The organism is Ferrovibrio terrae, assembly GCF_007197755.1.
In the GTDB taxonomy this organism is placed as follows: Bacteria; Pseudomonadota; Alphaproteobacteria; order Ferrovibrionales; family Ferrovibrionaceae; genus Ferrovibrio; species Ferrovibrio terrae.
On record NZ_CP041636.1, the window covers coordinates 2,982,448 to 3,001,981 of the forward strand.

20 protein-coding genes are annotated in these 19,534 nt (G+C 63.0%); 7 read left to right on the forward strand and 13 right to left on the reverse strand.

The features are described 5' to 3' along the window. Positions 1-6: 6 nt before the first annotated feature. Together FNB15_RS14475 and FNB15_RS14480 are read right to left on the reverse strand one after the other, a co-directional pair. A complete protein-coding gene (locus FNB15_RS14475; protein ID WP_144069385.1) occupies positions 7-849 on the reverse strand; it encodes an aldo/keto reductase in 843 nt (280 codons plus the stop codon). Positions 850-899: 50 nt separating this feature from the next. Continuing rightward, a complete protein-coding gene (locus tag FNB15_RS14480; RefSeq protein ID WP_144069386.1) occupies positions 900-1,676 on the reverse strand; it encodes a phosphatase PAP2 family protein in 777 nt (258 codons plus the stop codon). 238 nt (positions 1,677-1,914) lie between these two features. Here FNB15_RS14480 and FNB15_RS14485 point away from each other — a divergent pair, with 238 nt between their 5' ends. Together FNB15_RS14485 and FNB15_RS14490 are read left to right on the forward strand one after the other, a co-directional pair. Continuing rightward, complete coding sequence (locus tag FNB15_RS14485; RefSeq protein WP_144069387.1) at positions 1,915-2,640, forward strand: flagellar hook assembly protein FlgD; 726 nt, start codon at positions 1,915-1,917, stop codon at positions 2,638-2,640. A 130-nt stretch (positions 2,641-2,770) separates the two neighbouring features. Then, a complete protein-coding gene (locus FNB15_RS14490; protein ID WP_144069388.1) occupies positions 2,771-3,496 on the forward strand; it encodes a response regulator in 726 nt (241 codons plus the stop codon). Positions 3,497-3,543: 47 nt separating this feature from the next. Here the strand turns inward: FNB15_RS14490 and FNB15_RS14495 are convergent, their stop codons facing one another. After that, a complete protein-coding gene (locus tag FNB15_RS14495; RefSeq protein WP_185973564.1) occupies positions 3,544-4,416 on the reverse strand; it encodes a flagellar hook basal-body protein in 873 nt (290 codons plus the stop codon). A 493-nt stretch (positions 4,417-4,909) separates the two neighbouring features. On the opposite strand from FNB15_RS14495, the gene FNB15_RS14500 reads away from it, so the two are divergent. Genes FNB15_RS14500 through FNB15_RS14510 form a run of 3 tightly spaced genes read left to right on the forward strand, consistent with a single transcriptional unit; the run spans position 4,910 to position 8,693 of the window. After that, positions 4,910-6,250 carry a flagellar hook protein FlgE gene (locus FNB15_RS14500; RefSeq protein ID WP_185973565.1) on the forward strand — a complete coding sequence of 447 codons (1,341 nt, stop codon included), beginning with the start codon at positions 4,910-4,912 and terminating at the stop codon, positions 6,248-6,250. Between the two features lie 25 nt (positions 6,251-6,275). Then, entirely contained in the window at positions 6,276-7,664 is a 1,389-nt protein-coding gene (flgK, locus tag FNB15_RS14505; RefSeq protein WP_185973566.1) for a flagellar hook-associated protein FlgK, read from the forward strand. A gap of 3 nt (positions 7,665-7,667) precedes the next feature. Continuing rightward, on the forward strand, positions 7,668-8,693 hold the full coding sequence (locus tag FNB15_RS14510; protein WP_144069392.1) for a flagellin: 1,026 nt from the start codon (positions 7,668-7,670) through the stop codon (positions 8,691-8,693). Here FNB15_RS14510 and FNB15_RS14515 read toward each other — a convergent pair. The 3 genes from FNB15_RS14515 to FNB15_RS14525 all read right to left on the reverse strand — a co-directional run bounded on the left by FNB15_RS14515 (position 8,677) and on the right by FNB15_RS14525 (position 11,452). Further along, positions 8,677-9,198 (reverse strand): isoprenylcysteine carboxyl methyltransferase family protein, encoded by a 522-nt coding sequence (locus FNB15_RS14515; protein ID WP_144069393.1) that lies wholly within the window; start codon positions 9,196-9,198, stop codon positions 8,677-8,679. The two genes, FNB15_RS14510 and FNB15_RS14515, sit on opposite strands and share 17 nt — an antisense overlap. Then, positions 9,198-10,268 carry a type III polyketide synthase gene (locus tag FNB15_RS14520; protein ID WP_144069394.1) on the reverse strand — a complete coding sequence of 357 codons (1,071 nt, stop codon included), beginning with the start codon at positions 10,266-10,268 and terminating at the stop codon, positions 9,198-9,200. Before FNB15_RS14520 ends, FNB15_RS14515 begins: the two co-directional genes overlap by 1 nt. Before the next feature lie 98 nt (positions 10,269-10,366). Next, the gene (locus FNB15_RS14525; protein ID WP_144069395.1) at positions 10,367-11,452 is read right to left on the reverse strand and encodes an alkene reductase; all 1,086 of its coding nucleotides are present in this window, start codon (positions 11,450-11,452) and stop codon (positions 10,367-10,369) included. Positions 11,453-11,854: 402 nt separating this feature from the next. Here FNB15_RS14525 and FNB15_RS14530 point away from each other — a divergent pair, with 402 nt between their 5' ends. Both FNB15_RS14530 and FNB15_RS14535 read left to right on the forward strand, forming a co-directional pair. After that, positions 11,855-12,409, forward strand: a complete 555-nt coding sequence (locus tag FNB15_RS14530; RefSeq protein ID WP_144069396.1) for a hypothetical protein — start codon at positions 11,855-11,857, stop codon at positions 12,407-12,409. Beyond that, positions 12,402-12,968 carry a hypothetical protein gene (locus tag FNB15_RS14535; protein WP_144069397.1) on the forward strand — a complete coding sequence of 189 codons (567 nt, stop codon included), beginning with the start codon at positions 12,402-12,404 and terminating at the stop codon, positions 12,966-12,968. The genes FNB15_RS14530 and FNB15_RS14535 overlap by 8 nt, the downstream gene beginning before the upstream one ends. A gap of 245 nt (positions 12,969-13,213) precedes the next feature. Here the strand turns inward: FNB15_RS14535 and FNB15_RS14540 are convergent, their stop codons facing one another. From FNB15_RS14540 to FNB15_RS14570, 7 genes are all read right to left on the reverse strand, one after another. Further along, positions 13,214-14,500 carry an FCSD flavin-binding domain-containing protein gene (locus FNB15_RS14540; protein WP_144069398.1) on the reverse strand — a complete coding sequence of 429 codons (1,287 nt, stop codon included), beginning with the start codon at positions 14,498-14,500 and terminating at the stop codon, positions 13,214-13,216. A gap of 14 nt (positions 14,501-14,514) precedes the next feature. Further along, positions 14,515-14,823, reverse strand: a complete 309-nt coding sequence (locus tag FNB15_RS14545) for a c-type cytochrome (RefSeq protein ID WP_144069399.1) — start codon at positions 14,821-14,823, stop codon at positions 14,515-14,517. A gap of 101 nt (positions 14,824-14,924) precedes the next feature. Further along, entirely contained in the window at positions 14,925-15,809 is an 885-nt protein-coding gene (locus tag FNB15_RS14550; protein ID WP_144069400.1) for a DMT family transporter, read from the reverse strand. Between the two features lie 58 nt (positions 15,810-15,867). Then, positions 15,868-16,614, reverse strand: a complete 747-nt coding sequence (locus FNB15_RS14555; protein WP_144069401.1) for a hypothetical protein — start codon at positions 16,612-16,614, stop codon at positions 15,868-15,870. Between the two features lie 12 nt (positions 16,615-16,626). Further along, on the reverse strand, positions 16,627-17,349 hold the full coding sequence (locus FNB15_RS14560; protein WP_144069402.1) for an SDR family NAD(P)-dependent oxidoreductase: 723 nt from the start codon (positions 17,347-17,349) through the stop codon (positions 16,627-16,629). 22 nt (positions 17,350-17,371) lie between these two features. Beyond that, complete coding sequence (gene purF / locus FNB15_RS14565; RefSeq protein ID WP_144069403.1) at positions 17,372-18,829, reverse strand: amidophosphoribosyltransferase; 1,458 nt, start codon at positions 18,827-18,829, stop codon at positions 17,372-17,374. A gap of 47 nt (positions 18,830-18,876) precedes the next feature. Next, on the reverse strand, positions 18,877-19,533 hold the full coding sequence (locus FNB15_RS14570) for a CvpA family protein (protein ID WP_144069404.1): 657 nt from the start codon (positions 19,531-19,533) through the stop codon (positions 18,877-18,879). Between the last annotated feature and the right edge of the window lies 1 nt (position 19,534).

The window sequence follows — 19,534 nt, forward strand, 5'->3', positions numbered from 1 at the left end:
ATCTCCCTAGATCATCTCGAGGGGCTGCGCGCGGTTCGGCGGCGGAAACATGCGATCGAGCGCGACAAGGTCCTCGGTGCTGAGCTTCAGCCTGAGCGCGGCATGGTTGTCGCGTACATGCTGCTCGGCGGTGGCCTTGGGGATCGAAATCACGTTGTCCTGCCGCAGCAGCCAGGCCAGCGCCACCTGCGCCGGCGTGGCATTCAGTCGCCCGGCAATCTCCTTCAACTCCTTGTGCCTAGCCAGCCGGCCCTGCTCGATAGGTGAATAGGCCATGATGGGCTGTTGCTGTTTACGCTGCCAGGGCAGCAGGTCGAATTCGATGCCGCGTCGGGTCAGATTGTAGAGCACCTGATTGGTCGCGCAGGCGTTGCCGCGTGGGTCGCGTGTCAGTTCCTGCATGTCGTTGATATCGAGATTGCTGACACCCCAGTGGCGGATCTTGCCGGCCTGCTGCAGTTCCTCGAAGGCATCCAGCGTTTCCGACAGTGGCGGGCTGCCGCGCCAGTGCAGCAGATAGAGATCGATGCGGTCGGTGCGCAGGCGCTTCAGGCTGCGCTCGCAGGATGCCAGCGTCCCCTTGCGGCTGGAATTGCTCGGCAGCACCTTGCTGACCAGGAAGAGGCCGTCGCGCCGGCCGGCAATCGCTTCGCCGGTCAGCTCCTCGGCGCCGCCGCTGGCATACATCTCGGCCGTGTCGATCAGTGTCATGCCGAGTTCGATGCCCAGCCGCAGCGCGGCGATCTCGGCCTTGCGCAGGGCAGGTGTCTCGGCCATCTGCCATGTGCCCTGGCCCAGCCGCGGTACGACCTCGCCATTCGGTAAGCGAACGGTAATTATCGCGGTCATGGAGCCTCCGGTGCAGAGGCCGTCAGACTAGCGCCATTGCGGTCGCGTGGCTATTGCGCACCCGACGCTTCGGTTGCCACCGCCTGTGTCACGCTCAGGTGATGTACCAGGCCAATGCCATCGACGGTGAGCTGGCGCACATCCTGGAACAGCACGGCGAGCTGAAGGCTGGCGACAAAGGCCGCGCAGTAGAATGACATCGCATGCGCCTTCTCCCAGCGCAGCAGTGGCTGGGCCAGCAGGCGCGGCCGCAACACCAGGAAGGACGCCTGCATGATGACGATACCGACCACCGCGCCAACCAGGATGTCGGTGGCATAGTGATAGCCGAGGAAGATGCGCGGCAGACAGATGCCGATGCTGGCCCACAGGAAGGCGAAGACGCCCAGCGCGCGATGCAGACGCCACACTGCCAGAGCCAATGCAAAGAACAGCACCGCATGGTCGCTCGGGAAGGAGCTCCAGCCGTCCAGCGTATCGGGATTGACCACGGTTGGCGGAGTCAGGCTCAGCGCATCGTTATGCAATGGCCGTTCGCGGAATGGCAGCATGAGCTGCAGCACGCGGGCGACGCCGATGGCGATGATCGCGCCGGCCAGTGCGGTCAGGATGGTCTGACGACGCGGTGTGGTTTCCTCGTCGCGCTTGAACCACAGCCACCAGAAAAAGGCCATGAACAGGCCGCCCTTCAGCATGGCAGAATCGGCGAGATTGTAGATGAAACGGTCGAGCGCCGGTGTGTGGCCTGCATAGCTGTTGAGCCACAGGCTGACGGCATGATCCCAGCTGATGACCGGGGCGAGGGTGGCGGCAAAGTCGTGTAGCATGGCGGACACCGTACTGTAATTTTTCTGACATTAATGTTTCACGATTTCTCGTGCCGCGCCTCCGACAAGCAGCCGCGCTGCGATGACCAAATGGTGACCGCAACTGCGCCGCAATATGGCTAACGGGAATTAATGCTTGTTTTGTAATTTGTTACGTAGCGTTGCACGGCGCAGATTGCTGCATCGCAGTCGCTTGGCTCGCGCTAGACCATGGCCGCACTTCAAAGGAGAAGCAGCCATGGTCACCGGTGTCAGCAACGTCAATACGAATCAGGCTTCAGCCGCGAATAACTCTGCCAGCGCACTGGCCGGCAATTTCGAGATGTTCCTGCATCTGCTGACCACGCAGCTGAAGAACCAGGATCCGACCTCGCCGATGGATCCGAGCGAATTCACCCAGCAGCTGGTGCAGTTCAGCCAGGTCGAGCAGCAGATCAACATCAACAAGAATCTCGAATCGATGATGGCGATGCTGAAGACCCAGCAGTCCAGCGCCAATCTGAACTACATCGGCAAGGTGATCGATTTCGAAAGTCCAGACGTCGAGCTGGCCGAAGGGGGTTCGGCCTTCTGGACCTACAACCTGCCGCCCGGCACCGAGATGGTGGAATTCAAGATCGTCGATGAGGACGGCAAAGTGGTACGCAGCGGCAGCATGCCGGCCAAGGATGTGGTGATGGGTCCCAATGGTCGCACCGAAGTGGCCTGGGATGGCACGGATGCCGAGGGCGACGAATGTGATCCCGGAACCTATACGCTGGAGATCAAGGCAAAGGATTCCGCCGGCAAGGTCATCGATGGTGCCAACGTCAACGGGCGCGGCTATGTGCAGTCGGTCGAGGTGATCGATGGCGTGCAGTATCTGATCGCCTCAGGCACCAAGGTTCCGCCCGATGAAGTCGTCGGTGCTTTTGATCCCGGTCAGATTCCTGAGCCTGAAGATCCGGAAGAAGAGGAGGCATGAGTGCGCATTTCTTGCACTCTTGGTAAACGCGCGTTAATAGCGCTGCGTTACAAACTCTTGCTTTCACAAGACAATTGCGGCTGGCATCATGCGCCTGCATGAAACTTTGATTCCCCCAGTGCAGAGTCCGATGTCCCGTACGCCTCATATCCTGATCGTCGATGGTGATCGCGAGATTCGTAATCGCGTCATGCGATTTCTCGTTGAACACGGTTTCCGCGTCACCCCGGCCGCCGACAGCCGTGGCATGTCGCTTGCGCTCAAGACCGGGCGCTTCGACCTGATCGTACTCGACCTGATGCTGCCTGGTGAAGATGGCGTGCAGCTGTTCCGCCGGCTGCGCCAGCAGGTGACGATGCCGATCCTGCTGCTGACGGCGCTGTCGGGCGAGGCCGACCGGGTTCTGGGCCTGGAAAGCGGCGCCGACGACTATCTGACCAAGCCGTTCAGCCCGCGTGAGCTGGTCGCCCGTATCAAGGCGGTCCTGCGGCGCAGCGTGGCCACCGTGTCTGACGATAGCGATCGGCCGCAGGCCTATGCATTCGAAGGCTGGGTTCTGGAAACCGCCAAGCGCCATCTGCGCGCGCCCGGTGGCGGCATCCTGCCGCTGACATCCGGGGAATTCGACCTGCTGCTGGCCTTCTGCGAACATCCGCAGCGCGTGCTGAGCCGGGAACAGCTGCTGGATCTGACCCGCGGCCGCTCCACCGTGCTGTTCGACCGCAGCATCGATGTGCAGGTCAGCCGCCTGCGCCGCAAGATCGAAGCCGATCCCAATATGCCCGAGCTGATCAAGACGGTGCGCGGTGGCGGCTATATCTTCACGCCGCCGGTGCAGGCGCTCCAGGCCGCCTAAGCATCAAGCCCTAAGCATGGAGCTTGGGGGCGGCCTGGTTTTTTACCTCAGCCTTTCAGGTTCACCGCAGTGGTCATCATCTCGTTGGCCATCTGGATCACCTGCGAGTTCATCGAATAGGCCTGCTGCGCGACGATCAGCCTGGTCATCTGGCTGGCGGTATCCACGGTGGAACTCTCCAGCGCGCTGCCCTTGATCGTGCCGATGCCGGCGCGATTGGTACCGGCCATCGGGTTGCCGTAAACAGCATCGCCTGACTCGGCCGTGACGCGATAGGCCGTACCGTCGGTGCGATCAAGCTCGTCGGGCTCGCGGAAGTTGGCCAGCACCACCTGGCCCTGCTGGGTCGTGGTCTTGTCGGCATAATGCGCGGTGATCACGCCGCCATCGTCGATACTGACGCCGGTAAAGCCGCTGCCGGCGGCATTGTCGCGGGTGTCGATGGTCAGCACCGAGGGACTGGTGCCGGTGGGGCTGGCTGATGCCATCAGGTAGAAGCCGGCGGAGTTCACCAGCCGGCCGCTGCTGTCGAGGTGAAAGTCGCCCTGGCGCGTGTAATAGGTCTCGTTTTCGAAGCTGGTGGCGGTGCCGGTGGCCGGATCGATGCTGGCCGGTTTGGCCACGGCAAAGAAACCATTGCCGTCGATCGCCGCCGAGGCCGGGGTGTCCAGGTCGCTGGCGATCTGCCCCTGTTTGCGATTGTTGAAGTCGGCATAGCCGATCACGCCGGCCTGCCTGGTGCTGCCCAGCACCGGGCTGACGGCCGACTGCATGCCCTGCACCAGATCGCGGAACTGCGTCTCCACCGCCTTGTAGCCGGCGGTGCCGGCATTGGCGACATTGTCGGCGATGTTGCTGATCGCCATCGACTGCGCATTCAGCGCCTGCACCGCCATACCCATCACGCCGCTCATCGTCATCGTTCTGCTCCTTTGTGTTGTCGCTGCAGGAGCAAGGTGCGTGCCGCGCGCAGGCAGTACCGCGCATTGTCGCGCAGACGCGCGTGACACGATCCGCAACATGGTAACGACGCCGTTCATGATGAACGCGCGAGGACAGCGGACAGGGCGTGTCGTGGGAGATAAACCGTTCTCAGACAATCGAAAAACTGTTCCTGAAATAGTCTTTCAGACTTGCCTTAACGGGTTTTAAGTATGCGCGGTAATGTTAACTTTTGTTACCTGTAACAGGCCGTCGCAAAGTGACAGTTTATCGTTAAAATCATTGAAACTACGCAGTTTTTACCTAGTCCGGCAGAATATGCCCGGTGGCCCGGCAAGGCGTGATCGTTAACCACCGTTAATCTTTTGGCAAGAAATGGCGCTTTGCCAAGGATATAGGATAAGAGTCACAAAACGGCATGGTCCTTGCTCCAGACGGTCCCGACATCGCCATCCAACCAGGGAGCAACCCATGTCGATTACCGGTGCAATGCAGACCGCGATTTCCGGAATGAACGGCCAGTCCGCGGCCATCGGCTTCATCTCCGACAACGTCGCGAACGCCAGTACGGTCGGTTACAAGAAAGTGGAATCGCGATTCCAGACGCTGGTCACGCAATCGAGCGCGCAGGCCAATACGCATTCCTCGGGCGGCGTGCTGAACCAGCCCTTCTTCGCCAACAATGCGCCGGGCCCGATCTCGCGGGTGTCGTCCACCACCTCGATCGCCATCTCCGGCAACGGCTTCATCCCGGTGTCGAAGCAGGTCGGAACCGATCCCTCCACCGGTCTGCCGACTTTTGAAGCCACCAACTATTACACCCGCGTCGGCGACTTCAATCAGAACTCGGAAGGCTTCCTGATCAATTCGTCAGGCTACTACCTGCAGGGCTGGGCGGTCGATCCGGTCACCGGCGAGGTCGACACCTCCAGCACATCTGAAGTGCGCGTCTCCAACCTGCTCGATGCGCCTGTCGCGACCAACCTGGTCGAATACGCAGCCAACCTGCCCAACAACGTCAGGGACGCCAGCGGCAATCTGCCGGCAACCCTGCCGGCCAGCTCGATCCAGATCTTTGATGCGCTGGGCAATGCCCGCTCGGTCAATCTGACCTGGACGCGGATTGGCGAAAGCGATTGGACGCTGCAGGTCAATTCACCGGACAGCACGCCCGCCACTTTCGGCCCCGCCACGGTCAGTTTCGGCGGCACTCTGGTTGACGGCACGACAGTCCCGGCCGGCACACTCTCCTCGATGACGACTGGCGGCGGCTTGACCGCCACCGCGGCCAGCGCCACGGGCGCCAATGCCGCCTTCAGCTTCGATCTCGATTTCGGCAGCGGTCCACAGGCGATCAGCCTCGACCTCGGCTCTTACGGCAACAATACCGGCACCACGCAATATGCCGGCGACAAGCTGACACTGAACAGCTTCGAGCAGAATGGTGTACCCCAGGGAAATTTCAAAAGCCTGTCGATCGATGAACAGGGCTATGTGTCGGTCACCTTCGACAACGGCAACGTGAAGACCTTTTACCAGATACCCATCGCGCGGTTTAACGACCCAACAGAGCTTGATCGCGTGAACGGCAACGCCTTCGTCGCCACACCCAGATCGGGGTCGCCGATCCTGGCCGAAGCGGGATCCAGCGGTGTCGGCGATTTCGTGTCGTCGGCGGTGGAGGGCTCGAATGTCGATATCGCCGAGGAATTCTCCAAGCTGATCGTCGCGCAGCGGGCTTACTCAGCCAATGCACGCATCATCACGACGACAGACGAACTGTTGCAGGAAACCATCAACATCCGGCGCTAAGGCGCCGGATCTGGGAAACTATGCCATGTCGCTGACGGCCGCACTCAACACTGCCCTGATGGGCCTGTCGACCATACAGGCCCAGACGGGTGTGACTTCGGGGAATATCGCGAATGCGCAAAACCCGAACTACACCCGCAAGATGGTGCAGCTTACCACGCCGGCCGTCGGCGGCGATCCCATGGCGGCGGTGGTGGCGGCTATCGTGCGCGCCGCCGCGCCCAATCTGCTGCAGGACTATTACGGCGCCACGGCTGATTACAGTCGGCTCAGCGCCACGACTGATCAAGCCCGTCAGCTGGCCGAGGCGCTGGGCATTGACGATACCGGCGGCGGACAGACCCCGCTGCAATCGCGACTGACCAGTTTCGAAGATGCCGTGAAGCGGCTGGAGGCGACGCCGGAAGATACGACGCTCAAGGCGCTGGTGGTGCAGCGCGGGCAGGAGCTTGCCAAGGAGGTCAATCGCCTTGCAAGTCAGCGCACCACGCTGCAAAGCCAGACGCAGGACGATATCCGGACCGGCCTCGATACGCTGGGCGATGCCACCAAGGCCATCGCCGGCCTGAATGCCAAGATCATCGGCCAGAAAGCGGCGGGCATGCCGACCGGCGATTTGGAAGACCTTCGCGATGCCGAAGTGGCGAAGATCGCCGGCCTGGTGGGCGTGCGCACCATCACGGCCGAGAATGGCGCGATGTCGATCTACACCGATGCCGGCGTCCAGCTGGTCGGTACGACGGCGCAAAGCTTCAGTTACGATTCTACCACGGGAACCATCAGGAACACTAACGGCGACAATGTCACGGCCGGTTTCAGCGAAGGATCGCTGCGCGCCAGCCTGGATTACCTGGACGGCAGTGCCGGCGCGTTGACCAGTTCGGACGGCAATGTCGGTGCGATGGAGAAATTCTTCAACCAGCTCAATTCGATGGCGCGCAACATCGCCGATGTGGTGAATGCCGCCTATGGCTCCAATCTGTTCAACTATACCGCCGGCGATGCCGCCGCCACCTTGGCAATCGACGGCGCCTTCACTGCGGATCCGAATACGCTGGATGCTACCCGCATGGGTGCTGTCCAGCAGGCCATGCGCAACACCACGCTAACTGCGACACAGATCAATCCGGCCGGCGAGCCGAACGGGCTCAGCACCGCCAATGTGAATATCTTCGGCCTTGTCAGCGGCGTGATGGCCTATCACGCCCGGCAGGTCAGCGACAACGAGGCGGCACGCGACTCTGCCGAAAACCTGCAGGCGAATGTGGAGCAGAAATTCCGCAATCTCACCGGCGTCAATGTCGATGACGAGCTGGCGCAGCTGACGGTGCTGCAGAACAACTACGCGGCGCTCGCCCAGGTGATGAACGCGATCCGCGAAATGTTCGATGAAGTGATTTCGATCGGGAGATAGATCATGGTTGCCGTGACCGGAACGACCCAGCTGGCCATGCAGCAGGCGATGAGCCGCAATATCAGCCTGCTCACCACCATGCTGAACCGACAGAACCAGCAGCTGTCCTCCGGCCTGAAGCTGGACGGCCTGATCGGCGTCTCGCATCAGGCGCAGGAACTCGGTGCGCTGAAGTCGAAGCTCGGCACGGCGGAGAACTACACAGATGCCGTAAAGACTGCACAGAACCGCACGACCCTCTACGCGCTGTCACTGGAAAAGATCATCGACCTGGCAACCGATGCCAAGGATATGATGATCAAGAACCGCGACCCGTTTTTCGCCAAGACGGCGGCTCCGGCGGCACAGGCCGGTACCTTGCTCGACCAGATCGGCAGTATCCTGCAAACAAAAGACGGCGACCGTTACATCTTCTCCGGCACCAACTACAACACCAACCCGCTGAATGGCACGCTGTCCGGCCTGCCGGCGGTCTATGGCGCGGGCGCCGTGCCGGGCGTGACGCCGGGCTATGACGTTCCGTTCCAGCCGGTGCCGGATTCCGTGCCTCTGAACCAGCCGCCGTATCTCAATCTTGGCGGAAACATCGATAACTATTACGACATCAATTCGGTCGGGCTATATGTCGACGACAACGAACGCCTGTCCTATGGCGTGTCGGCCGCCGAGCCGGGTTTCCAGCGCGTGATCGATGCCGTGCTGCGCTTCCGCGATGCCACTGCTGATCTTGGCGTCGATGATCCGAACTATCAGGCCCGGGTCGATGACGCGACAAAGCAGCTCGATCTGGCGCTCTCCGACCTGAAGTCTACGGCGTCGCGCAACGGCTATAAGCAGCAACATCTGGGCGAGGTGCAGGATCGCCACGCGCGCGGCATCGACCTGCTGAAAATCCGTATCGGCGGTATCCAGGACGCTGATCCGGCCGAAGTGGCGACCAACATTGCCGGGCTCCAGGCTGCGCTGGAAGCCTCCTATATGGTGACCAGCAAGACGCTGCAGCTCTCGCTGGTCAATTACCTGAGATAGCCGGGCCGATCCCGCGCCGCGATTGCAGCGCGGTTTCCTCCACGCGGATGCGATGCCAGAGCAGCAGCGCATTCAGCAGGCTCCAGGCCAGCGCGATCTGCCACGCGCCGAAGACCAGCGGCAGCACGGCGATCTCGCCGACCACCACGGCATAGTTCGGGTGCTTCAGCCAACGAAATGGGCCATGCCGCACCAGCGGCGCATCTGTCAGCGTGATGATGCGCGTGGTCCAGTACGGCCCCAGTGTCGCCACCACCCAGATGCGCAGCACCTGCAGCAGCGCGAAGATGCCGAGCAGCGGCCAATGCGGCGGCGTGTCGGCCGGAACCATCAGCGCGAGCGCCACCAGCCACGAGCCATGCAGCAGCACGAAAAGCGGATAATGCCGTGCACCGACTTCCTGCGCGCCGCGCGCCAGCAGGCGACGGGTGTTGCGCGCCGACCAGATCAGTTCGGCCAGGCGCTGCAGGACGACGAAGGCCAGAACGGCATGGAAGACGGTCATCACAGGTCGATCACCTGCAGCGCGGCCGTGAAGCCGGGCCCGAGCGCCGTCAGCAGGTGGCGACCGCGCGCATCGTCGGCTATTGCGGCGGCCAGCACGAACAGCACGGTGACCGACGACATGTTGCCATGCTCGCGCAGCACGTCGCGTGCGTGACGCATGGTGCCGCGCTGCAGGCCGAAGCATTCCTCGAGCGCATCCAGAACTTTCGCGCCGCCGGGATGGCAGATATAGCCGGCGATCTCTTCGGGCAGCAGGCCGTGATCGGCATAGAATCGGTCGACCACCGGGCGCAGGTCATGACGCACCAGGTCGGGGATGTTGCCCGAGAAGATCACCTTCAGGCCGTCATCGCCGACATCCCAGCCCATCACATCCAGGCTGCCGGGCCAGGTGTGTTCGCCGCCAGCCCCCAGCATCGGCTTATCGGCATGGCGGCTGCGGCTGCTGATCACGGCGGCGGCCGCGCCATCGCCGAACAGTGCCGTGGCGACGATATTGCTTTTCGAACGGTCCTGCGCGCGAAAGGTCAGCCCGCAGAGTTCAACGGCCAGCAGCAGCACAGTCGATTGCGGACGCGCTTTCGCCATCGCTGCCGCGCGTGACAGGCCCAGTACGCCCCCCGCGCAGCCGAGACCGAAGATCGGCAGACGCTGCACGTCGTTGCGCAGTCCGAGCCGGCCGATCAGCCGCGCATCCAGGCTGGGCGTGGCAATACCGGTCGAGCAGATGGTCACCACCGTGTCGATCTCGCGCGCGGCGATGCCTGCGGCTGAGAGCGCCTTTTCGCCGGCTTCGGCCAGCAGGTCGGTGGCATTGCTGAGGAACAGATCATTGCGATCGCCGAAGGAATGCGGTTCGCTGTACCAGTCGATCGGTACGCAGGAATGGCGCTGCTCGATCTCGGCGTTGCGATAGATGGGCGTCAGGCGGTTGAAGTCAGTCACCATGGGCGCGAACAGTTCGCCGGCGCGGCGTGCCACGTCGTCCTGCGCCAGGCCGAAAGTCGGCACGGCAGTGGCCAGCGACACCAGATGTGCGGTCGGCTGGCGGAAGACGGTGCTGTTCATAAAAAAACTCCCGGGTCAGGGCATCAGCCTAACCCGGGTGCGTGCATCCAGTTCCTCACGCCTTGGTGAGGCAATTGACGTCTGAGGTTATGCCAGCGTTATTCCGCTGCGGCGGACAGCGCCGGATAATCGGTATAACCCTCGGCGCCGCCGCCATAGAGCGTGGCGCGGTTGAGTTGTGCCAGCGGAGAATCGGCGCGCAGGCGTTCCACCAGATCGGGATTGCTGATGAAGGGCCGGCCGAAGGCGATCAGGTCGGCGCGGCCGTTGGCAACGGCATTTTCCGCCATGGCGCGGTCATAGCCGTTGTTGACGATCCATGCACCGCGATAGCGGCTGCGCAGCGCGCCGTAATCAAAGGGCAGGTTATCGCGCGGGCCGCCGGTCGAACCTTCGATGACATGGATATAGACCAGGCCGAGCCGGTCGAGCTGCTCCACCACGTAATTGAACAGCGGCTGCGGATTGCTGTCGACGGCATCGTTGGCCGGCGTCACCGGCGAGAGGCGGATGCCGGTGCGTTCCGCGCCGATTTCCTTCACGATGGCGGCGGTCGCTTCCAGCAGCAGGCGGGCGCGGTTCTCGATGCTGCCACCGTAAGAATCCGCGCGCTGGTTGATGCCGTCGCGCAGGAACTGGTCGAGCAGGTAGCCATTGGCGCCATGGATTTCGACGCCATCGAAACCGGCGGCGATCGCATTGGCCGCGCCCTTGCGATAGCCCTCGACGATGGCGGGGAGTTCATCCAGCCGCAGGGCGCGTGGTTCGGACACGTCGACGAAAGTGCCGCCGACGAAGGTCTTGGTCTTGGCGCGGATGGCAGACGGCGCCACCGGGGCCTGGCCGCCGGGCTGCAGGTCGACATGGCTGACGCGTCCGACATGCCACAGCTGGAGAAAGATATTGCCGCCTTTGGCATGAACAGCATCCGTCACGCGCTTCCAGCCGGCGATCTGTTCGGTCGAGTGAATACCGGGCGTGTCCTGATAGCCCTGGCCTTCGGGCACCACCTGGGTGGCCTCGGCCACGATCAGGCCGGCCGCGGCGCGCTGCGCATAATATTCCGCCATCAGTGCGGTCGGTACATTGCCGGCAGCGGCGCGGTTGCGGGTCAGCGGCGCCATCACGATGCGATTGGTCAGCGTGAGGTTGCCGAGGCGATAGCTGTCGAACAGTCCGGTCATGGCAGGAATCCGTCAAAGGGAGGAGGCGGGCAGTGGTCGATGTCCGATACAGAGTGTGCGGTGCGGCATAAAAGGCAAGTGCGAGGCCGGCGACAGCAGGAAGGATTTTGCAGACGGCGTGCGCGGCATCACGCCGCCGGGGCGCCGGGGCCGGTGGAGACTCGCAACGCACGACCGCAGCGGGCGAAACCGCCATATGAGATCGTCCGGAATCTGGCCACAGGAGGTTACCGGAAATCTACCCGCGGCCGGCCCCGGTGGTTATGGTTAAAATGCTGTTATCCATAGAATTTTTGGATTCTTTGGAATTCTTGTGAGAATAACCGTTGCCAAGAATTAACGACTGGGCAATGAACAACTGGTACTAGAATTCTCCAGTTTCACGCGACCCCCGTTTTCCGCATGGATATCGTCGACATCGCGATTGCGACTATCCCGGGCATGGCCCTGCTGCTGGCGATTGGCATCGGCGGCGATGCGCTGTCGCGTGTGATCAAGACCATGGCGACCAATCACCATGACCTTGGCCGGCTGAAGCTGTCGACGGAATCGGCGCGGCAGGTTTTCCAGGAAAAGGCCGGCCGGCTGGCGGACCGCAACAAGCGGCTGCAGGCCCTCGAGTCACAGTATCTGGGCGTGTTCCGCGAAGTGCAGGCGCTGCGCAATGCGGAAGAGGCGCTGCAGGATCCGCAGAACAACACGGTGTTCGAAATCGGCGTGCCGGCCACGGATGCGCCGGGCTGGTATGCCCGCGTCCTGCTGCGCCGCAAGCACGACATGTTCCATGGTCTGGGCACCACCTCGACCAACAGCGAGGGCTATCGCATGGCCCGACTGGTGATCTGGGGCGTCGACGGCGACACGGCGAGACAGCTCTGTCACCAGCGGTTCAACAAGGAAGCCTCGATCCTGTCGGTCCAGTCGTTCCGCGGAAAGCTGAAGCGCGCCGATGTTTAGCTTTTTCAACTTCGACATGATCTCGCTGACCTATGTGCTGGTGCTGTCCGCCAACCTGGCGCTCATCCTGCTGATCGGCAACCTGACCTATGAGCGCGCCCGCGATGCCTGGAATTCGGTGAGCGGCCGCGCCAACACCCTGCAGTCCAGCCTGACCGACCTGCAGACCTCTGCCGACGTGGCTGACCGTCAGTCCGTCGAGGCCGACCAGAATATCGATGCGGCGCTGAAGAAGCTGGCCGCCATCGAGGACGAACTCGAGCAGTTGAAAAAGCGCCACGAAGACGAGCCGCTGCCTTTCGTCTACCGCGTGACGCCGACCGAGAATTTCGATCCCGGCGGCACGATCTGGGAATTCCTCGTGCAGCATGACGAAGGCCTGCAGGAAACTGATGCCCATCATCCGGCGCGGCAGTGGACCGGTGGCCGCTATTACCTGATCCAGGGTGCGACGCAGAAGGCGGCGCAGCGCCAGCTCGAGCGGCATGTGCCCGAATCCGCGGGCTTCCGCATCACACTGCTGCGCAATCACGAGACCGGTTTCGCCAAGGCTGGTTGAATCAATATCTGATCGCTGGGTTGTATGACGCACCAGGTATGACGCGCGGGTGACAGTTTTTGTCAGCCGGGTTTGTCACCCTGGCTTCGCAGTCCTGCCTGTGACCGCGATCACAGCGCCGGGCCGGGCGGTCGTGGAATAACATTCAGGTCAGCGTCGAGGGATGACCCTCGTGTTCCCCAACTGAACAACCCCGGGGTTTTCATGCCCCGGGGTTTTCTTTGTCTGACAGCGATCAGCCAGTTTTAGCCAAAGGTGTCGGCGATGATGCCGGCATACCAGCCCATCGTGTAATTGGCTTCGGCCTTGCGCTGTGCCGCCTCGGCGCGCGCCGGCGACACGCCACCGGAATTCGGCACCACCGCCACGCCCTGCGGGCCGGGGCGATATGTGTCGCTGACCGAGATGCCATAGTCCGGCGTCACCAGGCTGTAGCAGGTGTTGTGATACACGGCGGTCGGTGCAGTCACGCCACGCAGGCTTGCGGCGATATTGGCTGCCACCACCTTGGCCTGGCTGTTTGCGGCCGTACCGGATTTCGGCATCGCGCCGGCAATCGAGGCATCGCCCAGCACATAGACATTCTGCGCCTTGCGCGAGGCGAAGCTGGCCGGATCGACGGCGCACCAGCCGTTGGCTTCCGCAAGCCCGGCATCCAGCGCGATCCTGCCCGCCGTCTGCGGCGGGATCACGTTGATCACGGCGCCCTTTTCCTTGCCGAAGCCGGCGGTGACCGTCATGCCTTTCGGATCGACGCTCTCCACCTTTCCGCCGTCTTTTCCTGCGATCCAGGTGATCATACCGGGATACTGGCTTTCCCAGCCTGCCATGAACAGGCCTTGCTTGGAGAAGGCGTCCTTGGCATCCAGCACCAGGATCTTCGATTTCGGCTTATGGTTTTTCAGATACCAGGCGATCATGCTGACGCGCTCATACGGACCGGGCGGGCAGCGGAACGGATTGGCTGGCGGCGCGATGATCACGGTGCCGCCGTCGGCCATGGCTTCCAGCTGTTTGCGCAGCAGCACAGTCTGGGGGCCGGCTTTCCAGGCATGCGGCATCACGGTGTTGGCGGCCTGCTCGCTCCAGCCGGGCACGCCGGCATAGTTCAGCTCGATGCCGGGCGCGACGACCAGGCGATCATAGGGCAGGCTGGCGCCATCCTTCAGCTTTACGCTGCGCGCGTTGGTATCGACGGCGGTGGCCTCGCCACGCACCAGGCGCACGCCAAAGCGCTGGCGCAGCGGATCGCGGCGATGCGTGATGCTGTTGAGATCACGGATGCCGGCCAGCACGTAGTTCGAGAAGGGGCAGGTGATGTAGGTCGCGTCGCGCTCCACCAGCACCACATCGGTGTCGGGCGAGAACAGCTTCACATAGCGCGCAGCAGTCGCGCCACCGAAGCCGCCGCCGATCACGACGACGCGTCCGGCCGAAGCCTGCGCGCTGGCGATATGCGGTGCCGCAAGCAGCCCGGCGGTGGCGCCGAGACCGGCGAGGACATTGCGGCGAGAGAATGAGGTCTTGGTCATGGCTGGTCTCCCGCTCAGTTCTTCGACAGGTAGTCGGCGAGCGCCTTGAGCTGCTCGTCCGAATAGCCGCGCGAGATGCGGCCCATGATGGTGCTGGGGCGCTTGTCGGTCTTGAGCTCGATGAGCGCCGTGTAGAGCGTGGTGGCATCGACGCCGCGGATCGGCGGCATGGTCGGCGAGAGATATGACTGGCTGCCGTGGCAGACATTGCAGGCCTGCGCGGCCAGGGCCGTGTCATCGAGCGTGGCGATGCGCTGCTGGGCAACAGCGCTGCCGGCTGTCAGCACGAGTGCGACGGCCAGGATATGAATCCGGAATGGCATGAGTAGCATCCTCCCCTCTGCTGGTGGCGGGCATGCTAGGCCGTTGGTTTTATTTTATCAATTCTGAATGTTGATAATAATTTTATACATTAAACTTAGTGTTATTTGACATCCACCAACTGCCGCTCGCCACGGGCGGCCAGCAGGATCGCGCCTATGATCATCGCGGCACCGGCCAGGGTGGTCGGGGCGAGGGCCTCGTCGTACGCCAACGCCCCGACGATCAGCGCCGTGACCAGCTCGCTGGCGCCGGCCACTGCGGTGCGCTCGGCGCCGGCGATCGGTGCGCCATAGAGCAGCAGGCCGAGCGCGAAGACCGTGCTGAGCAGCGCGAGTGCAATCGCCGCGCCCCAGCCGGCGACCGTGGCGGGGGCGGCGATGCGGCCTTCCATGATCAGGCCGAGCACGACCATGGCGATCAGCCCGCCGAGGAAGACACCGCCTAGCCGCACCGGAATGGCCATGGAGCTCAGACGCTTTGCCGCGATATGCACGAACAGCGCGTAGGTGGCCGGCGGCACGAAGGCCATGCCGAGGCCGACCGGATCGACGCTGTCGCCGAAGCCGGTAGGCGCAAGGATCAGAATGGCGGCCAGCAGCACGATGACTGCGGCGGCGGCATTCTGCCAGGTCAGTCTCTCACGGAAGCCGAGCCAGCCGATCAGGATGGTGAAGAGCGGATAGGTGAACAGGATCAGCACCGTCAGTGCGACGGTGAGGCGCTCCAGCGCCAGGAAGTAAAACAGGTTGATGCCCATATAGCCGGCGCCCGTCAGCACGGCGACCAGCGTGTCGCGTTTCGCGACCCGCAACTGCTTCAGGAACGGCAGCAGGCAGGCAAAGGCGATGGCAAAGCGCCAGCTCAGCAGTGAGAGCGCCGACAGGCCGTCTGCGTAGGCCGTGCGGGCGAACAGCGGCATCAGGCCGAAACCGATGGCACCGAGGGCGACCAGCGCCATGCCGGTGGCGGGAGAGCGGGAGGACATGCGTGTATCGTTTCTGGTTCGGCATCGCCGCGTCAAGCGCGGGAATGTACCGCTACATTCAGGCTGCGAAACTGACGCTCACCGGCGGCAGGTTGGCGATGCATCCGGTCAGTTGCGTGCCCTTGGCGAAGAAACGCAACCCGGTGAAGGAACCAGTAGTGACGATCTGGCCCGGCTGCACGCCGCCGCAATGAGCGCCGCAACTGCGGACCAGATCGGCCAGCATGCCGAAAGGTGTGCTGGTATTCAGCATTGCTGGCCCGGCGACGACATCCGCCCCATCTGCGGTCAGTTGCACCTGCGGATGACTGAAATCCTCAGGCTGCCATGACATTTCGAGCGGTGTGCCACAGACCAGCCCGGCATTGAGCTGTACGTCGGCGAGATTCCAAAGCTTGCTGGCGCTCTTCGGGTCGGCCAGCCGGCTATCCACGATCTCGAAGACCGCCATTGGCGTGACGCAGGCGGCGAGCGCCGGCAGGAAATCATGCGAGCCGGGTGAGGGCAGCTTGGCGTCGATGCGGAATGCCACTTCGAGTTCCGCGCCGCGCAGGCGGCATTCTTCCGGCTGGCGTGTATCGGGTGCCGGGCGGATCAGGTCGGCGCTGATCGGCGCATAAAAGAGCGGCGAGCCGGCATCCCACCGACCGACCTTCCAGCCACCAACCTCGCCGAGTTTCGCCATGACGCCGGACTGGATTGCGTAAACGGCATCGAAGCCGGACAGGTCTTCAGTCGGCTGCAGCAGCAGCCCCCCGCGTCGCGCCGCCAGCAGTTGATCGATGATGGCGGCGATCTGTGTCATGCTTCGGGGATTTCAGCTCTTGATGCCGCAGAATTCGCGGGCGTTGACCCACTCGCCATTGCGGGTCGAACTCGCTTCAGCGAGCGCCACGAAAACCTCGGTGATGTCTTCCGGTTTGGGCAGCGTGTTCGGATCTTCACCCGGGAAGGCTTCGGCGCGCATCTTCGACTGCGTGCCGCCCGGATTGACCAGGTTCACGCGGATATTGCTCTGCGCCACTTCCCTGGCGTAGCCCATCACCATGTTGTCGAGTGCGGCTTTCGAGGCCGCGTAAGCGCCCCAATAGGCGCGAATCTCGCGGCTGACCGTGGAGGTGACGAAGATGGCGCGGCCGGCGTCAGATGCGAACAGCAGCGGATGCACGGCACGGATCAGGCGCTGGTTGGCATGCACATTCAGCCTGAACACCTCTTCCCACAGATTGGGCGGGTACTGATGCAACGGCGTCATGCGGCCGAAGATGCCGGCATTGCCGACCAGGATATCGATCTTGCCGAAACGCTCCAGCAGCGGTGCCGCCAGACCGTCAATCATCTCGGTCTTGCCGAGATCGAGCGGGATCAGTGTGGCAGAGCCACCCAATGCGCGGATCTCGTCGTCGAGTTCTTCCAGCCCGCCGGTGGTGCGGGCGACGCAGATGACATGCGCGCCTTCGGCGGCATAGCGTTTGGCAATCGCGGCGCCGATGCCGCGGCTGGCGCCGGTGATCAGCGCGATCCGGTCCTTGAGACGCATTCTTTCAGTCTTCTGTTGACGGTTAGGCAGTTTCTGCGAGCAGGGTGAGCTGGCGCGGTCCGCGGGTGCCGCGATTGACCTCATCGGTCAGGCCGATCGGATAATCGCCCGAGAAGCAGGCATCGCAGAAGGCAGGCTTCAGCGGATCGCGTGCCGGCTTGCCCATGGCGCGGTAGAGACCGGCCATGTCGAGGAAGGCAAGGCTGTCGGCCTTGATGAACTTGGTCATCTCTTCGATCGTGTGGGTCGCCGCCAGCAGCTTGCCGCGTTCCGGCGTGTCCACGCCGTAGAAGCAGCTATGCGTGGTCGGCGGCGATGCGATGCGCATATGCACTTCCTTGGCGCCGGCATCGCGCACCATCTCGACGATCTTGGTCGAGGTGGTGCCGCGCACGATGGAGTCGTCCACCAGGATCACCCGCTTGCCCTCGATATAGGCGCGGTTGGCATTGTGCTTCAGCTTCACGCCCAGATGGCGGATCTGGTCGGTCGGCTCGATGAAGGTACGGCCAACGTAATGGTTGCGGATGATGCCGAGTTCGAAGGGAATCTTGCTTTCGGCGGCATAGCCGATCGCAGCCGGCACGCCGCTGTCCGGCACCGGGATCACCACATCGGCGTCGACCGGGTTCAGGCGCGCCAGTTCGGCGCCGATACGCTTGCGCGACTCATAGACGCTCAGGCCCTCGACCTGCGAGTCGGGCCGCGCGAAATAAATGTATTCGAAGATGCAGAAGCGGCGCTGCACCGGCGGGAAGGGGTGATGGCTGTGAATGCCCTCGGCGTCGATCACGATCAGCTCGCCGGGCTCCACGTCGCGCACGAAATCGGCGCCCATGATGTCGAGTGCGCAGGTTTCCGAGGCGAGGATCGGCGCGCCCTTCAGGTTGCCCAGCACCAGCGGGCGCACGCCCCAGGGATCGCGCACGCCGATCAGCTTCTTCGGTGTCAGCGCCACGAGCGCATAGGCGCCCTCGACCTGCTTCAGGGCATCGACGACGCGGTCGACCACGGTGGTCTTGCGGCTGAGCGCGACCAGATGCGTGATCACTTCGGTGTCCATGGTGGACTGGAAGATGCTGCCCTTGGCCACCAGCTCGTCGCGGATATGGCGGGCATTGGTCAGGTTGCCGTTATGTGCCAGCGCGATGCCGCCCAGTTCCAGATCGGCATAGATCGGCTGCACGTTGCGCAGCAGCGTGCCGCCCGAGGTGGAATAGCGCACATGGCCGATGGCGCTGTCGCCCGGCAGTTCGCGGATCACCTTTTCGGAGGAGAAGTTAGGTGCCACATGGCCGAGCGCGCGGTGGCTGTTGAAGCGGCCTTCGTTGTAGGCAACGATGCCGGCCGCCTCCTGGCCGCGATGCTGGAGCGCATGCAGGCCCAGCACCGTGTTGGCGGCAGCGTCGGACGTGCCGAAGATGCCGAAGATGCCGCATTCTTCATGCAGCTTGTCGTCGTCGAAGGGGTTCGTTTGCATTTCTCAACGGCTCCATCGTCCGACGAGCGAACTCGGCTCGTGGCGGCTCAAGGTTTGTCCTGCTTCTGGATCAGACTCTCGATGCCCTGGCGTTCCTCGGTCTTATAGCCGGTTTGGCCGCGCGAGTCAGCGCCGCCGCCCGGACTTGTATGGGCTGGGACCGGGGTAGTTTGCGGCCCAGTTGTTCTTTTTGGGGGTGCCCGAGTCGGGTCAATTTGCCGCAGGATCATCTCGGCACCCCATTCATAGCCCATGACGGCCAGCGGACGGGTCCGGGCCTCGGCCAGCCAGGTGGGCTGGGTCTGCACCGGAATCAGCCTGTCCACGATCCACCATGCCACCACCACAATCAGCGCACCCCGGGCCAGACCGAACAGGAAGCCCAAGGAGCGGTCGACGGCGGAAATTGCCGACGCCCGTCGGACCTGTTCGGAGATCCAGTGGGTGAGGATCGAACACAGGATCAGGGTCGGCAGGAAGAGGGCGATGCCGGCCACGATATCCGCGAATATCCGGGACTCGATATAGGAGCGGGCAATGTCGCGGGCAAGCGGGAAGAAGAAATAAGTCACCGCCAGCGCCGCCACCCAGCCGACGATGGACAGCACTTCCTTGACGAAACCGCGGAACAGAGCCAGCAGCGCCGACAGCAGCAGGACGACGATAACGATCAGGTCGACAATGTTGATCGGCAGGGATGACATG

What these genes read in the sequence shown, in the direction of transcription:
- FNB15_RS14475 (WP_144069385.1), bottom strand. Translation starts at nt 849, where the DNA reads ATGACCGCGATAATTACCGTTCGCTTACCGAATGGCGAGGTCGTACCG.
- FNB15_RS14480 (WP_144069386.1), bottom strand. Translation starts at nt 1,676, where the DNA reads ATGCTACACGACTTTGCCGCCACCCTCGCCCCGGTCATCAGCTGGGAT.
- FNB15_RS14485 (WP_144069387.1), top strand. Translation starts at nt 1,915, where the DNA reads ATGGTCACCGGTGTCAGCAACGTCAATACGAATCAGGCTTCAGCCGCG.
- FNB15_RS14490 (WP_144069388.1), top strand. Translation starts at nt 2,771, where the DNA reads ATGTCCCGTACGCCTCATATCCTGATCGTCGATGGTGATCGCGAGATT.
- FNB15_RS14495 (WP_185973564.1), bottom strand. Translation starts at nt 4,416, where the DNA reads ATGACGATGAGCGGCGTGATGGGTATGGCGGTGCAGGCGCTGAATGCG.
- FNB15_RS14500 (WP_185973565.1), top strand. Translation starts at nt 4,910, where the DNA reads ATGTCGATTACCGGTGCAATGCAGACCGCGATTTCCGGAATGAACGGC.
- flgK (WP_185973566.1), top strand. Translation starts at nt 6,276, where the DNA reads ATGTCGCTGACGGCCGCACTCAACACTGCCCTGATGGGCCTGTCGACC.
- FNB15_RS14510 (WP_144069392.1), top strand. Translation starts at nt 7,668, where the DNA reads ATGGTTGCCGTGACCGGAACGACCCAGCTGGCCATGCAGCAGGCGATG.
- FNB15_RS14515 (WP_144069393.1), bottom strand. Translation starts at nt 9,198, where the DNA reads ATGACCGTCTTCCATGCCGTTCTGGCCTTCGTCGTCCTGCAGCGCCTG.
- FNB15_RS14520 (WP_144069394.1), bottom strand. Translation starts at nt 10,268, where the DNA reads ATGAACAGCACCGTCTTCCGCCAGCCGACCGCACATCTGGTGTCGCTG.
- FNB15_RS14525 (WP_144069395.1), bottom strand. Translation starts at nt 11,452, where the DNA reads ATGACCGGACTGTTCGACAGCTATCGCCTCGGCAACCTCACGCTGACC.
- FNB15_RS14530 (WP_144069396.1), top strand. Translation starts at nt 11,855, where the DNA reads ATGGATATCGTCGACATCGCGATTGCGACTATCCCGGGCATGGCCCTG.
- FNB15_RS14535 (WP_144069397.1), top strand. Translation starts at nt 12,402, where the DNA reads ATGTTTAGCTTTTTCAACTTCGACATGATCTCGCTGACCTATGTGCTG.
- FNB15_RS14540 (WP_144069398.1), bottom strand. Translation starts at nt 14,500, where the DNA reads ATGACCAAGACCTCATTCTCTCGCCGCAATGTCCTCGCCGGTCTCGGC.
- FNB15_RS14545 (WP_144069399.1), bottom strand. Translation starts at nt 14,823, where the DNA reads ATGCCATTCCGGATTCATATCCTGGCCGTCGCACTCGTGCTGACAGCC.
- FNB15_RS14550 (WP_144069400.1), bottom strand. Translation starts at nt 15,809, where the DNA reads ATGTCCTCCCGCTCTCCCGCCACCGGCATGGCGCTGGTCGCCCTCGGT.
- FNB15_RS14555 (WP_144069401.1), bottom strand. Translation starts at nt 16,614, where the DNA reads ATGACACAGATCGCCGCCATCATCGATCAACTGCTGGCGGCGCGACGC.
- FNB15_RS14560 (WP_144069402.1), bottom strand. Translation starts at nt 17,349, where the DNA reads ATGCGTCTCAAGGACCGGATCGCGCTGATCACCGGCGCCAGCCGCGGC.
- purF (WP_144069403.1), bottom strand. Translation starts at nt 18,829, where the DNA reads ATGCAAACGAACCCCTTCGACGACGACAAGCTGCATGAAGAATGCGGC.
- FNB15_RS14570 (WP_144069404.1), bottom strand. Translation starts at nt 19,533, where the DNA reads ATGTCATCCCTGCCGATCAACATTGTCGACCTGATCGTTATCGTCGTC.